The sequence below is a fragment of the Sporosarcina sp. FSL K6-5500 genome (assembly GCF_038005665.1).
GTDB classification, from domain to species: Bacteria; Bacillota; Bacilli; order Bacillales_A; family Planococcaceae; genus Sporosarcina; species Sporosarcina psychrophila.
Genome location: NZ_JBBOTP010000001.1, coordinates 651,361 through 667,114 on the forward strand (window position 1 = coordinate 651,361; position 15,754 = coordinate 667,114).

The 15,754-nt window shown below is 39.6% G+C and carries 12 protein-coding genes; 1 reads left to right on the forward strand and 11 read right to left on the reverse strand.

The genetic code is table 11. The features are described 5' to 3' along the window. Positions 1-7: 7 nt before the first annotated feature. The 7 genes from isdE to MKX62_RS02950 form a co-directional block, all read right to left on the reverse strand. Positions 8-895: a heme ABC transporter substrate-binding protein IsdE gene (gene isdE, locus MKX62_RS02920; protein ID WP_340740637.1), complete on the reverse strand. Its 888-nt coding sequence runs from the start codon at positions 893-895 to the stop codon at positions 8-10. Positions 896-966: 71 nt separating this feature from the next. Beyond that, positions 967-1,944, reverse strand: a complete 978-nt coding sequence (locus MKX62_RS02925; protein ID WP_340740638.1) for an NEAT domain-containing protein — start codon at positions 1,942-1,944, stop codon at positions 967-969. Between the two features lie 93 nt (positions 1,945-2,037). Continuing rightward, on the reverse strand, positions 2,038-3,582 hold the full coding sequence (locus MKX62_RS02930; RefSeq protein ID WP_340740639.1) for an NEAT domain-containing protein: 1,545 nt from the start codon (positions 3,580-3,582) through the stop codon (positions 2,038-2,040). A gap of 22 nt (positions 3,583-3,604) precedes the next feature. After that, positions 3,605-4,249, reverse strand: coding sequence for an NEAT domain-containing protein (locus tag MKX62_RS02935; protein ID WP_340740640.1), 645 nt, complete (start codon positions 4,247-4,249; stop codon positions 3,605-3,607). Positions 4,250-4,482: 233 nt separating this feature from the next. Further along, positions 4,483-5,100, reverse strand: a complete 618-nt coding sequence (locus tag MKX62_RS02940) for a class D sortase (protein ID WP_340740641.1) — start codon at positions 5,098-5,100, stop codon at positions 4,483-4,485. 37 nt (positions 5,101-5,137) lie between these two features. Next, positions 5,138-6,466, reverse strand: coding sequence for a hypothetical protein (locus tag MKX62_RS02945; RefSeq protein ID WP_340740642.1), 1,329 nt, complete (start codon positions 6,464-6,466; stop codon positions 5,138-5,140). 18 nt (positions 6,467-6,484) lie between these two features. Then, a complete protein-coding gene (locus MKX62_RS02950; RefSeq protein WP_340740643.1) occupies positions 6,485-7,741 on the reverse strand; it encodes a hypothetical protein in 1,257 nt (418 codons plus the stop codon). Positions 7,742-7,957: 216 nt separating this feature from the next. On the opposite strand from MKX62_RS02950, the gene MKX62_RS02955 reads away from it, so the two are divergent. Next, positions 7,958-9,325 carry a DUF6612 family protein gene (locus MKX62_RS02955; RefSeq protein WP_340740644.1) on the forward strand — a complete coding sequence of 456 codons (1,368 nt, stop codon included), beginning with the start codon at positions 7,958-7,960 and terminating at the stop codon, positions 9,323-9,325. Positions 9,326-9,409: 84 nt separating this feature from the next. Here the strand turns inward: MKX62_RS02955 and MKX62_RS02960 are convergent, their stop codons facing one another. The 4 genes from MKX62_RS02960 to MKX62_RS02975 all read right to left on the reverse strand — a co-directional run bounded on the left by MKX62_RS02960 (position 9,410) and on the right by MKX62_RS02975 (position 15,743). Beyond that, positions 9,410-10,150, reverse strand: a complete 741-nt coding sequence (locus tag MKX62_RS02960; RefSeq protein WP_340740645.1) for a hypothetical protein — start codon at positions 10,148-10,150, stop codon at positions 9,410-9,412. Between the two features lie 96 nt (positions 10,151-10,246). Next, positions 10,247-13,003 carry an S-layer homology domain-containing protein gene (locus MKX62_RS02965; protein ID WP_340740646.1) on the reverse strand — a complete coding sequence of 919 codons (2,757 nt, stop codon included), beginning with the start codon at positions 13,001-13,003 and terminating at the stop codon, positions 10,247-10,249. Positions 13,004-13,454: 451 nt separating this feature from the next. Continuing rightward, entirely contained in the window at positions 13,455-14,444 is a 990-nt protein-coding gene (locus tag MKX62_RS02970) for an ornithine cyclodeaminase family protein (protein WP_340740647.1), read from the reverse strand. Between the two features lie 21 nt (positions 14,445-14,465). Next, positions 14,466-15,743 (reverse strand): MFS transporter, encoded by a 1,278-nt coding sequence (locus MKX62_RS02975; RefSeq protein ID WP_340740648.1) that lies wholly within the window; start codon positions 15,741-15,743, stop codon positions 14,466-14,468. Between the last annotated feature and the right edge of the window lie 11 nt (positions 15,744-15,754).

Below are 15,754 nucleotides of genomic sequence, written 5' to 3' on the forward strand. Positions count from 1 at the left end.
CCTGCCTTTAGTTTGGATACAACATTTTTTGCAGTTCGCCCAATGCTTCGACTGCTGCTAAACTGCCTGTTGTTCCAAATAGAAGTTCGTCTAAATCATAGACACGGTCATTTTTAACAGCTTCGAAATGTTGCCAAACGTCATTCGATTTGAACTCATCGTCAAACATTTGAATGACCTGTTCTGGCATACCATGTGAAGCTCTTAAAATGATATCCGGTTTTGCTTGCTGTAAGTATTCTGTATTAGAAGAAAGAAACTCTACTTTTTCTCCTGTAATGACATTTTTACCGCCGCTTCGCTTAACGAGGTCTCCGATATAGGAATGTTCTGTTGCAACTAGATAACTCCCTGGAATACCAAGTAAAATGAGCACAGCAGGCTGGGCTTTACCTTCTGATAGTTTATCAATTTCGGCAACTTTCTCTTCGAATTGATCGACAATCGCTTTCGCTTGTTTTTCGCGATCATACTTCTCACCTAAATGTAAGATTTCGCTGTGCATTGCGTCTATGCTTTCTAAATTTACATAAGTCATATCGATGTCACGTTCGTCAAACATCTCTTGCAAATCATATTTCAACGTTGTCACAGATAATATTTCTGTCGGTTTCAGTGACAAAAGCATTTCCATGTCTGGGCTCATCGGATTCCCGACCTCTTGTACATCGGTGTAGCGTTTCGGCAAGTCTTTGTAACTTGATGGTATCCCGACTAAATCGATTTCTAGGGCATCCATAATTTCCGTCAACGCAACCGTTGTAGCAACGATCCGCTCACCCGCTGGTTCGGTATTTTCTTCATTGGATGAAGTGCCTTTTTGGGACGAACAACCAGCTAGAACTACAGTAGCTAGAAGTATATAAAAAAGATTACGTGCTTTTCGCATGTTCATTAACAACTCCTTGTAGCTTATGTAAAAAAGGGTCTCGCTTTCGTTCTCAAGACCCGACTACCATGTACCTCTTACTTTTCAGTCCGTGTGCGCTGTCTCATAGCAAAGACAATAACTCCACCAAGAATAAGTATCGAGAAAATGACGATATACCATATAGATTTCGAATTCGACTCAGATATTGAATCTACTTCAACTTCAGCCTCGTTTGCTTCATTCGTTACTTCAGATGACTCTTCTTCTTTTTCTGCCGCTGCTTGATCTTCGGCAACGATTTCTTCTTCACTCGCCACAGACTCAGCTTCTTCTTTCGATTGCTCAGTCTCAACAGTCGCTTCTTCTTCTGCTGTTGTAGCTGACTTTTCACTCGCAACTTCTTTAGATTCTACTGGTTTCGCTTCGTTTTTTTCTTCAGTTTTCGTTTCTACTTTTGTTACAGCCTGTTTGTTTTCAACTGGTTTAGGTGTTGCAGTCGCCTTTTCCGTTACTGAAGGTTTGGGCGTTGGTTTCGGTGTTGGTTGTACTGGTTTAGGTGTTGGTTTAGACGCTGGAGGTGTTGCGGGCTGCCCGGCGACAGGCGCTAAAGGGATATTGGAACTGTTAAATTTGAAGCGGATATCGTATTTGTTGTCATATGTAAAACCGGGTATGCCCGTTACAATGACATGAATTTTGGCATTTACCAATTGCTCAATGTCTGTCACTTCAAATTTCACAACGCGTTTATCATTTGCCGTATCATTACTTACTACTTGTACATCGGCAAATCCACCGCCTGCTTGCACTTTAAAGTATTGCCACCAAGAACTGTTTTTCAATGTAACAACGGCATACGTTTTACCGTTTTGAACGGTTACTTTCGCCGGACTAACCATATAGTCAGCTGTCGTCGATTGCTCATTACCTGTATCTTTTAACACTGTAAACGGAACCGTGTACTCGCCATCGGCATATTTGGAAGCCGCAGCTGCTTTGTCAGGTGCAAGTGTGGGAAGTATCGTAAATAAAGCGAATAATACTGTCATCATAAATACGGATTTTTTTTTCAAATCATTATCTCCTTTACCGAAAACATTTTAATCAGTACAACGCCGGCTGTCACAAATGGTGCAGTGACGCCGGCATTGATTGATTGTATAAAATTATTTTTGAAGTGTTTCGAGTAAGTAATAAACCATTTTAGAAGCATGTGCGCGTGTCGCGTTTGCTTTTGGTTCGAATAGTTGTTTACCTTTTACTTCTTTACCGCCAATGATACCAAGACCAGCTGCCAAGTCGACAGATGTTTTTGCATATGCAGTAATGTCTTTCGCATCTGCAAACGCAACATCATTTTTCACGCCTTCTAGTACACTTGCATCTTTGTATTCAATTGCACGGATAATCATAGTAGCCATTTGTTGACGTGTGATTGCTTCATTCGGACGGAATTCCCCATCAGTTACGCTGATGATACCTGCACGGCTTGCCGCTTCAGCTTCGTAAACGATCCAGTCCATGTTTTTTGTTACGTCAGAGAATGTTCCTTTATAATCTTGTTTCGGAAGTTCAAGTGCACGTGACAATAGGATGGCAAATTGTGCTCTTGTAATTTGATCATTTGGAGCAAACGTTGTAGCCGTTTTTCCTTTAACGATTTGTTTTGATGCAAGTGACTCGATGTAAGGTTTTGCCCATGTTTTGTCAATATCTTTAAATGTTACGGGTACTACTTCAACAGGCGTTTCTACTTCTTCACCAGGTACTTCTTCTGTTACAACTGGTTTAATAGTTGCTTTGTCAAAAGCAAGACGTACAGTATAGTTCCCTGTGTGGTTCGCTGCTGCTACAAATACTGTGAATTTAGCATTGATAATTGTTGATAAATCAGCTACTTCAAATTCAACAACTCTTGTGTTTGCTTCTACATCTGTTTTTACAACAGTTGTATCTACGAATTTACCAGCTTGTTCTACTTGGAAAGCTGTAATTTGTTCATTGTTCGTAAGTGTCATTGTAACAAGGTTTTTACCGTCTTTCACAGAAAGTGCTGCTGGTGTTTCAAGGTATCTAGTCATTGATGAATCTTTATCTTCTTCTTCATGCAATGCTTTGTAATCGATTGTATATGCACCGTCTTTAATTACTTCTGGTGCTGGTGTTACGGGTACTTCGGGAGTTTCCGGTTTTTCAGGAGTTACTTCCGGTACTTCTGGTACTACCGGAGTTTTGCTGTCATCGAATTTCAAACGGATATCATAGCTGTGGTCATACTCGCCTAGGCCTGGTACACCCGTTACGATAATATGGATTTTAGCATTCAGTTCTTTACTAAGATCTTGAACTTCAAATTTAACAAGTCTAGTATCCGCTGCCTTATCTTCACTGATTACTTCTGCATCTGCGAAGTTTGTTTCTTTAAATGTACCTGGTTGTTTTGTTTGGACTTTCAGTGACTGCCACCATTTACTGCTTAATAATGTTACGTATGCGAAAGTTTTGCCGTCTTCAACAACAATTTTCGCAGGGCTTTTCACATATTGTGCTGTTGCTGATTTATCATCATTTTCAACTTGCAATATATCAAGAGGTAGTTCAAATTCTTGTTTCGCCGGTGTAGTTACTTCAGCTGCTTCGAATTGGCTAGCAGGTAGTACAGTAAATAGAACGAGTAGTGCTGAAAATAACATCATTAGTTGCTTTTTCATTCGTTAATCCCCTTTTAATGGTTTATTTTTTTACTTTCTTCGCGGAACTGAACTTGCGCACAAAAATAATCGCAATGATAGCAATTATTGCGAGCAATACATAAATAAGTGCTGTGCTACTTGTTGGCTCATCTTTCTTTTCAATCGTGTCAACAGATTTTGATTCGGCAACAGGTGCATTAACAACAACCGCAGGAGCGTCTGTCAATTCCATCGTTTCTACATCTAGATTCAAACGGACCGAGTACTTGTGATCATACGACGGCTCCATCTCTTCAATGACAACATGCATTTGTAACAGCAACGGGTCTGAAATATCTCCGTCTACTTTAAATGCAATGACGCGCTTATCATTTTCAAGATCTTCACTGACCATATTCACGTCAGCAAATGATTCACCATTTGCCGATTTTATGAATTTAATCCATTTAGCATGGTTCACTGTGAATTGTAAATACTGCCCGTCTTTATCAATCGTCAGCGTTGCCGGTTTTTCAAAATAATCATTTGCAATCGATACGGAATCATTCTCAGCTTGCAACATTTCGTAGTCGACAACATATGTACCATCCGAGAGTTCGGCTGCGTGAGCATTAGGTGTATAAGAACCAAAAACAACACTAAAAAAAATGAGAAATGAAAGTGGTATGGCTAATCGATGTTTCAAAACACAATACCTCCTCCCTCCACACGGGAAGAATCCATAGTGAGAACAATTATCATCTATTACTCTTCCTATAATAGCTTATAGATTTGTGTTGTCAAACGACTTGCAAAGGCTTTCACAAACTGTTCACATGTGTGGTGACAGTCATCACAACAATCCTGACACAATTCAAAGAAAAACCCCCTCATTGTCAACTGTGTGACATTAAGGGGGTTACTGATTTCTAAGGTTCGTTATGGTGTCACCGCATCCACTCTCTTCGCTTGGACTACAAGTCTATATTTGTTCGAGTTCGCAGGATAGCATGTAATTAGCGAGAGCAGCGCGACACCTTTTTTTCGGTCAAGGACATTCACCTCATTCGGCTTGACCACTTTCACATCAAACACTTCGAATTCCATGGATTCTTCCACTGTTTCATAAATGAAGCGAGTACCAACTTCAACTTCATGAAGACGATTAAAGAACGCACCAAACACATGGGCTTGGTGACCTGCGATAGCATAACTGCCATCTAATTCACCTGGCTCATCCATATCCGCTACAGCACCCAACGCTCTACTTAGGCTAACCGGATCAGCTCCATACAGCACTGGAGACTCTAGATTGATGACGGGAATGGACAATACCCCTTCAATTCCACTGGATTCTTGTTTTTCCCCACCAGAAGGTCCTTGTTCATCAGTTGGTATAGTCCTATCAAAATCGGCTTCCGCTTTGACCGAATCGAAAGCATCTAAAAGGTGGTTTTGCTGCTGTTTGCTAGTCATATTTCCTGCAATCAACCACACCAGCAAAAAAATGCTCGTCATAATCATAATGTTTCCTAGCCATTTCATTGTTTTTTTCATCTACGCATCCGCTCCCTTGCTCTTGAAATCACTTGGATTAATGAGCAAATCGACGGATACCCAGTCCAGTTGCAAGAAGAAACAAGGCTAGTAAAGAAAGGATTATACTATCGAAAAACCCTCCCGTTTTCGGCAATACTTGTCCCATTCCATTGCTGGATGGAGGATTTTGGTTCATGCCAATTGTATCCATTGCAATAGCTTCTGACATTGCATTAGAACCAGTTGCGGCCCATACTATACCATCAATTTCCTCCTCTGATAATGAACTGGAACTGTCTCCACTGTGTGTTATTCCGACTGTGTCGTCACTTATGCCTTCCGCATTTTCATTCAGTGTAATTCCATCGATCACAGTACTCGGCGTTTGCTCCTCTATATTTACATTGGGTGACACACCATCTGCGTCAGAGCCTGGTTTTAAACCGGTCACATCTTCAGTCTTTGGTGGTGAAACTGTTTCTTCATTTGGGGTTGCGACATCTCCACCTTCATCTGGCGTTAAGCCAGTTGCATCATCTATAGGTGGAGTGAGTTCAGTATCTCCTTCGGTTGAACCGGGCTGCTCCACAGCAGCAACGGGCTGAATAGTTTCATTTGTTAGGATATCGACGTTGATATTTCCAATTGTATCGTTCCCAACAATTAATGAAACACCGCTATGTTTAGTAGATGTCATATTTCCATCTGTGTTCCTGTCTAGCGTAAGAACATCAACTGAAGTTTTATCTAATAACCCATCATCTAAATTGGCTTGTAGCAAACCGGATGACAATGATGTAGTTTCCTCAGCGTTTTTATAGTGACTATCCAAAACGCCTGCATGTACTTCTCCGAGTACTGGCAGTTCTTCTGCATTCAACTCTACTAATCCACCATCATACGATGAGGTTTCATCGCCTGACTGTGCATCTGAAAGAAGAACATCCAACTCGACTTCGTTTGTGATCGGTGTCGATAAGTTGACCGATGCGAGCGAGCTTTTGCTTTCCGCCGAGTTCTCGTCTTGCATACTGCTCTGTTCCACGACGGAGACATCCAGATCGTCGATTACCCCATTAGGATTGGTCAATTCTACAGTTGCAAGGGCAGATTTCTGTTGATTATCCTCTCCTACATCGCTGGTATTCGCAGAGACTGGACTTTTTGCTGGAATCTGTGCTTTCAGGTCTCCTAAAATTGGAACATTATCTGCTTGAATATCCACAATTGTTGCCTTATCTTCCTTGTCATTCAGTAGGTTAATATCCAAATTCAACGAGTTATCTTCTTCTGTTTCATCCGCATTCACAAATGAGGGGAAGAAGCTCAGTGTCAAGCACATCCCTAAAGTCACCCCAGCATACTTCATCCAATTGTTTTTCATTATTATTCCTCTCCTTTTTTATAATGTTTGTTTCACATTTAAAAAAGGAGTTTGTTGCGGCGGTTGCCCTGGAGGAGCATGTGTCCATTGAATCATCGCATGGTCATCTGATGGCATCCATTGTCCACCATTTGAAATAAGTAATAAAAAAACATCAACTACTACCCCAAAACCCAAATCATTGTGTCCACTTATTTGTAATGGAGAAGTTGCTATTGAGGACATGGACGATGTTATGGTAGCTACCAAAAGATCTTTCCATTTTTGTCGGGGTACGGTTGGCAGAGTAGACTTTTGATCCACCTCTTTTTGGAAGTTAACAGAGTCACCACCCGTATAATTTGTTAGTTGTGGCGCTACTATTTTCATAGAAACGGGATTTGAAGTATCTTTTGAAATAGTAAGAGCACTAACTATTTCCGCTTCATCAGGAAGTCTATTCGGTCTATCACTAAGGCCTGTCTGTTCTTCCACTAGAATTATACGTGTTGCGTTTATTTGTCTTTGGTATGATTTATCGCTCTCCATACTCATTGTCCCGCTATCATTTTGCGGTTCTTTACTTACCGTCTCGTTAGTCTCTACAACTGCATCTATTGGAATACTGTCCGGATTTTTTTCTGTTTCATCCGCAACTGGTTTTACCTGATTTGGTTGAACCGCAGAAACCGTCTCCTTAACCGTATCTCCAACTTCCTTAACAACTGGGGTAACAACAGGAACAGTCGGCAATTCAGCTACAACAGAATCCACTGTCAGATTGACCGTTTTCAGCACTTCAGTCGTTGTTTGCTTCCCTAATTCTTTTACTCCTTCAACAACTGGAGTGACCACAGGCATTTCCGGTAATTCATTTACGATAGAATCTACAGTATTCGTTACTTCAGTTGACGTAGTTCTAATCGTTTCAGTTACTGCTTTAGCCGTTTTTTCCACAACAGGTAAAGTGTTGTCAACCGTGTTTTCTAGTAAACTTTTTGTATTTTTTAGTAGTGAAATTTCAGCTTCACTTTTCGCTGGCTCAGACAAACTCTTAACAGTCTGTTCTGCAAAAACAACTGTGTCTTTAACCGTTTCTCCAGCGCCATGCACCGACTCCTCTACTACCATTCCAATTGACTCTGTTGTGGTTTTTAACTCTGCACCGACATTCTTCAAAGTACCAGCCAATAAGCCATCAGACTTTTCTATCGGCATTTTTTCACCATGAACAAAAGTTGGTGATACGAGAAAGAATGTTATACAAGTCACACAAACAATAAATATTCTCTTCACTCAATTCACCACCTTTCCAGAAACGACTTAGAGTTTTTTAATAATTCATTTATATACAGATACCCTTTGTTAAATCTATCAAACTACTTAAATGACAATAATAAATTCAGATTAATTTCGTAATAAGTGAAACCTTTCTGGAATATACTCGTAAATGGTAGTATACTTACAACTTAGTAGGTTTTTTACCAATAATTTGATGGGGGTTTTATTTCAATGAAGAAGATTATTACATGGGCATTGGCGTTCGTTTTCGCACTATCGTTCGCATTGCCACACGGATCAGCGGCTGCACAATCATCCGCAATGAAGTTAGTAGTAGATGGCGTCGAGGTTACTAGCTACGAGCAACCCTTTATGTCACACGATCAAGTTTTAATTCCGGTGGAAGATTTGTTTAAGGAAGCTGGCTATAAAGTTGCTAAGGACAAATCAGGTAAAGTTAACGTAACAAACACGTACTTGACTGTTGATTTCAATGCAGCTGCAAGTTCGATTGAAGTAGACGGTAAGAAAGCGGACACTGAATTCCCTCTTACTTTGCAAAACGCAGGAAACTATGTTTCTGGTGAGTTTTTAGCAACTTTAGAAGGTTTTGAAGTTGAAGTTTCTGAAGATCAAAAAACGGTTACCGTTACGACAAACCGTGTACAAGACGTCGCTGCATTCTTAGCAAAATCAGCTGCAGCTGACTTGAAAAGTGTTTCTTCAGCATTAACAATGGACATGAAAATGGAGTCATCTCTTGAAGAAAATGAAGCAATCAGCATGCTTATGGATATCAAAATGGAACAAATCAACGAGCCACTATCATTCTATACAATTACTAAAGCATCAACAGACTTTGCAGGAGAAGCAATTGAAGATGTTTCTTCTATGTACCTCACAAAAGATGGTTATTTCCAACAAATCGGTGATGTATGGGTCAAGCATGACGATGAACTAACAAAAGGTTTACTTGATCTTTCAACACAAACAGATCTACTTGCACAATTAGAAGAGCTACAAAAGAAATTCACTAAAGGCGTTAACATCTTTGAATACGATGATGTATATGTAATGACACAAACTATTTCTAACGAAGAATTCGCTTCTATGATGGAAGAAGTAACTTCTTTACTTCTAGGATCAGGCTTAACTGAACCAGTTGTATCAGAAGATGTAAAAGCTACTCCTGTAACTGAAGAAGCTAAAACTGAAGAAACGAAAGTTATCGAAGAAGTAGCTGTAGAAGCTACTGATGAAGCAGTTGTCGTTGAAGAAGAGGCTACTGAGGGAGAAATTACTGAAGAAGTAATTGGTCTTGAGGGTCTAGATTTCAACATCGAGGAATTCTATGTTGTTTCTACAATCGATAAAAAGACATTGTTCCCACTTGATACATCTGCAGTTGCAAATATTACAATGACGGTGGATGAGGATACAATCTCTATCAAATTACTTCTTGAAGGAACATTCAGCAACTTTAACGCAGTAAAAGAAATCAAAGTTCCTGCTGACGTTATCAAAAAAGCAATCAGCATGGAAGAGTATATGAAACAATTAGAGTTGGAGTTTGAAAAAGCTGAGGCTTTGAAGAAGTAAGTAGGTAGATTTGAAAAAGCGGAACTAGCTCAGGGATGAGCTAGTTCCGCTTTTTTATCTAATTTGATTAATTAAGACAAAATACTATTGCCTTCTGTCAATGAGTTGTACGAATGGTAACTCATTCGCAAAGACGGTGTCTTTGATATACACATCGTTAGTTGTGTCTGAAATTATATCCGAAAAATCTTTACTATTAATAATCTCGTTAATCATGTCAGTAATTTCTTCAAATGAAACCTTTTCTCTATTCATTTCCAATAATTCTTTACTCACGACTAACCTTTTCTCTTTTCCAAGGTTAATATACTCTTCAACGTTCAACTCGCATAATGCATTGTCTAATAAATCATGCGATTTTGTAGTTGCTATTATTTTTAAAAAGTCTTCTTCTAAAATCACATTCTTTGGAAGTTCATTCTTGTAACAGTTTAGTTTATGTTCAAGCAAAGAACGGTGAGGGCCATGTCCACACATTGATAGAGTGGAAAGCAATTGATCAATTTCCTCGGGATTTATTGCTCCTCTCATTTCAAGGGTAGCAAGAATTTCTCCTATCTCCCGCAAATCGATTAAACTCTTTAACCTAAACTCATATTCTTCTTTGCTATCGTCGTAATAATAAAGTGAAATCAGAGAAGATAGAGGTTTTATGTCCTCTATAGTTAACTCAACCTCTTTTTCTAATTTAGTCAATAAAAGCTCAATATCCCTTGCTAAAATGTTTTTTTCAACAAATGGTGTTATTGATAATTTATTGAAATCGATATTGGACGAACTAAGTCCGTACTCACTCATTCTTAGTTCAGTTGCTTCTGAAAACATATAAAAACCACCTTTGCTTGAAAATAAACTAAAAAGTAATAAAAGATAGAGACGCGCTGTTATTAAACAGCAGCGCCTCTATTTAAAGTTATATTATTATTTATTTAAAACTTTTGCAACTGCAGCAGCTACATAATCATTCGCTTGTTTGATAGTAGTAACTTTATCTACTCCAGAAAAGTTAAGAGCTTTTGGAGCACCATCAACTATTTTAGTCAGTTTGTTAATTTCTTCAGCAACAACAAGTTTTTGTGAGTCTGTCAAACCTGTATATGAAGGGTATGCAAAGCCATCTAACTTAGATTTAGTATTGGAAATTGTAGACGAAACCGCAGCTAAATTGCCAATTGCGTTAAAGCCAGCAATTTTATCTGTATGATCAGCCATTGCTGATTTTAGAACTCCATTTGCATAAGTTGCTGTTACAGCATTTGCAATTACTAGTTCCGCTGTTAAAGGAGTCGCTAATTTAGAACGGTTATCAATAACCAGTTGTGCCACTTCAAGTTTAACTTGAGATGAAGCGTTAAGATAAGCTTTAGTAACAGTGTTAGAAGTTGCACTTGAAGCAATCTCAGTTAATGCATCACGAACTTGAGCTACAGTAGCAGATGCATCTTTTACTATTTCAAGATTTGCTGTAGCGTTATTCGTTCCATTTACATCTGCAATAATTGCATTAACTAGAGCAGCTGATCCAACTGCAACCTTATCTAATGATTTTAGTGCAGTACCGTAGTAAAGTAAAGATGCGTCATTAACTTTAGTCATATCAAATTTGTCCGCTGTATGGCTCGTTACATCAGCCAATTTTTGAAGAGCAGCTTTTACTTCAGCAGCTGTGCTTGTTTCTGTTAATGCAACAATTGCATCTGCAGCAGAATCTAATGCAGCAGTGTCAGCAGCTGTTACAACAGCAGTTTTCAATACAGATACTGTAGTAGCACCAGTAATTGCAGCAGCATTTTTAGCTTTTAGGTATTCAGCTTTCAAGTTTGCATTCAATGCTGTAGCAGGTAATTTAACGCTGTCTAGCTCAGAAACTTTGACTAGTGCGTTGTATACAGTTGCAGCAGTAGTCGCTTCTTTAACTCCGAATACAACAGCTTTAATTTCTGAAGCTTTAACAGCTGCAGCTTTAGTAGTAGAAGGAGTCACATCAGCAACAGTATAAAGTTTAATTAATTCTGTAACTGCATTTTGTGTAGCTACTGTAGTAGCAGCTTCGTTAGCAGCTAAAATAGCAGCACTATTCGTTGCATCAATTTGTTCTTGAATTTTTGCAACAGTAGTAGCTGGTGTCAATGCTAAAGCATCAACTTTTGCTTTATAAGTAACAATCCAGCTAGCGTTTACGCGTGCAAATGCTTTGTGTTGAAGAGCACTTAACAGTTGTACTTGGTTAGTTGCATCATTTACCGCTTTTACAGCAGCAGCAGCTTCTCCAGCAGAAACTGTAGTATCGTTAGCTTTGTCAATAATTGATTGAATATCAGCTAGGTTTTCTTTAGTTGCAGCAGAATTGATAGCTGTCACATAATCTGTGATGTTAGCATCAACAATGTTAGCTAAACCAGCTTTCTTAAGTGCTGCTAATGTTGTAACTTCATTTTTCGTTTTCGAAGCAGTTACGATATCACTGAAGTTTTTAATTGCATCGTTATTGTATTTCACTGCGCCAATTACCCAAACGCCAGTAGGATCTACTGTAAGTGGTGTTTTGAATGTGAAAGTAGCTTCAGTTTCACCTTTTTCAAGAGAAAGTGGGTTAACCTCTACTGCGTTTCCTTTGTCATCTAATACATTAATTGTGAATGCAGTTTCATTTTGTGCCAAAGCTTTGAGTGTTACTTTTACGCTTGTTTTAGTAATAGACTCTACTTTAGTTACATTTAAATCATCTGCAGTAAAGTCAAATGTCATAGCGATAGTTTTCTCTGCTTTTGCTTCACCTTTAGTAAGTGTCACAACATATTCTCCAGCAGTTTTACCAGCTACTACTATTGCTACTACGTCTTTTTCAGTTACAAGTGAAGTAACATATGTTTGAACTGCTGCTAGTTTGTTAGCATCAGTTGCATAATTACCGCGAGCAACAGTGACCGCGCCAGCTTTAACTTGTTCAGCTGCTGCATCTACTGCAACTTTATCAACATTTACTACAGGTGCTTTAACTTCAGAGAAGTCTGTGTTGATTGATTTGTGAAGGAACGTAGCGAAATGTCCACGAGTTGTTGTGGCTTTAGGGTTGAAAGCAGGTGCAGCTGGGTTCGTGATATCGAAGAAATCAAGAACGTCGATTGCTGTACGAGCTTCAGCTTTTGCTTTTGCTAGATCAGTAACGTCTTTTTTGAAGTCTTGATCTTTAACATATTTTACGAGTTCTATGTCTTCAACTGTATCAAAAGCACGAACGATAACAACAGCCATGTTTTCACGAGTGATGTTGTCGCCTGCTAATAGATTACCGTTACTCCCGTTAAATACGCCATTTTCTTTTACGACTGCAGCATATTGTAATAGCTCATCATTTGATGTTGGTTTCAAGTCTTTGAAACGCATGTTAGTTTTATAGTCTGTCGGTACTTTATAACCTTCAGATACAAGCCATTTACCCATCAATTTCACAACATCAGAACGAGTCAACGTTTTGTTTGGCAAGAATGAACCGTCTGGATAGCCAGTGATGACACCCGCATCAGATAGTGCGTCGATTGCTGGTTCGTGTGTGTTCCCTTTTGTATCTTTGAAATCTTTCGCACTTGCTACCGGTGCTACTGCCGATGCTACTAGAGCAGCTGTTGCAGCTCCTACTATAAATTTCTTGTACTTCGATGATTGTTTACTAGTCATAAAAAATTCCTCCTCTTAAATACTATAGAATTGCATTGTAAAAATACCAATTCTTAGTGGTACTGCTTATGTACCTTTTTGTTGCACCCTTATCGTAGCATGTAGTTTGAAGTCTATCATGGTCCAATTTATGGGTATAGTTGTTTGCTAGATTGGAAGGCACAAACAGATTAAGCAGTACTGGAACAACGTAAATAGGATGAATTAAACAGCAACCGACATCGCCTAGGACGAGGAGCGCTTCATTCACCTATAGTATTCTATACCCGTTAACCGGACGCTTAAAACAGTCTACCATACTTCTATCTCCCAACCCGTCGAGTGCCATTGTTAAAAATATGGCTCTATAATAGAAGGAACTCATTACAAATCGTAAAAATCATACAAATGCACCACAGAAAAAAACACCATTTGAACTATCAAAATGGTGTCTTTCCTATTTCCCGACTACTTATATCTCAAATTGTACCCCGATGCCTTGAGCTTTCGCTTTTCGATAGACGCCTTTCGCAACGGCCAAATCGAAATATGCCGCACCTACCGATTTGAAGAAAGTAATCTCTTCATCGTTCGTGCGAGCATCTAACTTTCCGATAACAACATCCATTAGCTCCCCGTGAATCTTTTCGAATCCCCAGTCAGTCTCATTAGCAGCGTGAATCAATTCCCCAGCCTCTTCTGTTACACCTTCCAGATCATCAACGACAATTTTACTGGCACGTTGAATGAATTCGAAATCTACCTCCCTCATATGTGGTAAATACGATCCAACCCCATTAACATGTGTCCCTGGCTTAACGTCGTTTCCGTTGAAAACTGGTGTAGTAGACCGAGTGCTGCAACAAATGATATCTGCACGACGAACCGCGTCAGCTACATCCCTTACAATAGTAATTTGAACTACTTCATTAACTCCAAATGCTTGAAGTCTTTCGCCAAACTTCACCGCTTTTTCTTCTGTCGGATTAACAAGAAGAATCTCTTTGATATCGCGAACTGCTAGAACACCAAGAACTTGTTCAAATGCCATTCCACCCGTCCCTATAACTGTTAGAACAGTTGAATTCAACTTCGACAATTTCGCTGTCGCCAATCCACTAAGTGCACCCGTGCGCAATCTCGTCAAATACGATGCATTCATTAATGCAAGATGCTCACCGTTTTGTGCATCCGTCACGAGTACGATTCCTTGAGTTGTCGGCTTTCCAACTGCTGGATTATTCGGAAAAATTGTAACCGTTTTCACAGTAACTACTTCTTCTACTAAATCAGCACTTGGCATGTACAATGAAGATGCGTTATGCTCTGGAAATTCAACGACTGTCCGTGGCGGATTCTTTATCTTCCCTTCGACCTTAGAACGTAAAACCTTTTCGATGTCTACTAATGCTTCTTTCATTCCATAAATAGATTGAATCTCATTTTCATTCAATAAAAGCATGTTAATACCACCTTTTTTAATTTATGCGTCCAACTCTTGACCTTTACGATCTTTTACAGCCCAAACCGCTAACAATGAAACGACTGCAGTAAAGATAATATACAGTGCGACTGGGACATATGAGTTGTTGAACTTAAGTAAAAGTGCCGTTGCAACAAGTGGTGCTGTTCCTCCAGCCAATGCTGCACCAATCTGATAACCGAGTGAAATACCCGTATAACGGACTTCTGCAGAGAAAATTTCTGATAACATTGTGCCAAGAACTGCGGTAATCGGTGCCCAAATGACGCCCAGTCCAATTACTGTTGCAATAACTAGAAGTGTTACCGAACCTTGTTTCACTAACCAGAAGTATGGGAACGCATACAATGCCATGGCGATTGTGCCGAATACATACAATGGTTTTCTACCAACACGGTCAGACAAAGCGCCCATAATCGGTATTAAGATCGTTGTAACAATTGTTCCGACCATAACCGCACTTAATGTTGCTGTCCGAGTGAACCCAAGATTTGTCGTTGCATAAGATACAACAAATGTACTGAAAATATAAAATGGTGCTGTTTCAACAACTTTAGCGCCAATTGCGATGAGTACTTCGCGCCAGTGATATTTTAACGTATGAAATAACGGTACTTTCGGAATTTCCCCTTTTTCCTGTACTGCCTTAAACGACGGTGTTTCGTCAATTCCTTTACGAATCCATAACCCAAACACGACAAGCAACGCACTCAAGATGAATGGAACGCGCCATCCCCATGTCATAAATGAATCTTCAGGAAGAAGTGTCATAATCGAAAGTGCAATTGTTCCAAGTAACATCCCAATTGTAATTCCCATTTGTGGTACACTGCCATAAAGTCCACGTTTTTCTTTTGGTGCATATTCGACAGCGAGCAGTAATGCTCCACCCCATTCTCCGCCGATTCCTAACCCTTGAATCAAGCGCAGTGTAATCAGTAGAATCGGCGCCCAAATACCGATTGCTTGGTATGTTGGCAATAGCCCCATTCCGAATGTTGCAACACCCATCAGCGAAAGCGTTAGGACAAGTGTTTTCTTTCTTCCTATCCGGTCACCAATATGACTAAAAATAATTCCCCCGAACGGACGGATGAAGAATGCGAGTGCAAACGATGCATACGCTAGTATTAGGCCGACTGACGGGTCTTCGGTAACAAAAAATACTTGATTAAAAACAAGTGCCGCTACCGTTCCGTATAAAAAGTAATCGAACCATTCAATAGAGCTCCCTATAAGACTCGCAAGCAAGACGCGATTCATCTTTCTTTTATCCATACCAAACTCCC

What these genes read in the sequence shown, in the direction of transcription:
- MKX62_RS02970 (WP_340740647.1), bottom strand. Translation starts at nt 14,444, where the DNA reads ATGCTTTTATTGAATGAAAATGAGATTCAATCTATTTATGGAATGAAA.
- MKX62_RS02940 (WP_340740641.1), bottom strand. Translation starts at nt 5,100, where the DNA reads ATGAAAAAAACAATGAAATGGCTAGGAAACATTATGATTATGACGAGC.
- MKX62_RS02930 (WP_340740639.1), bottom strand. Translation starts at nt 3,582, where the DNA reads ATGAAAAAGCAACTAATGATGTTATTTTCAGCACTACTCGTTCTATTT.
- isdE (WP_340740637.1), bottom strand. Translation starts at nt 895, where the DNA reads ATGAACATGCGAAAAGCACGTAATCTTTTTTATATACTTCTAGCTACT.
- MKX62_RS02955 (WP_340740644.1), top strand. Translation starts at nt 7,958, where the DNA reads ATGAAGAAGATTATTACATGGGCATTGGCGTTCGTTTTCGCACTATCG.
- MKX62_RS02965 (WP_340740646.1), bottom strand. Translation starts at nt 13,003, where the DNA reads ATGACTAGTAAACAATCATCGAAGTACAAGAAATTTATAGTAGGAGCT.
- MKX62_RS02960 (WP_340740645.1), bottom strand. Translation starts at nt 10,150, where the DNA reads ATGTTTTCAGAAGCAACTGAACTAAGAATGAGTGAGTACGGACTTAGT.
- MKX62_RS02975 (WP_340740648.1), bottom strand. Translation starts at nt 15,743, where the DNA reads ATGGATAAAAGAAAGATGAATCGCGTCTTGCTTGCGAGTCTTATAGGG.
- MKX62_RS02945 (WP_340740642.1), bottom strand. Translation starts at nt 6,466, where the DNA reads ATGAAAAACAATTGGATGAAGTATGCTGGGGTGACTTTAGGGATGTGC.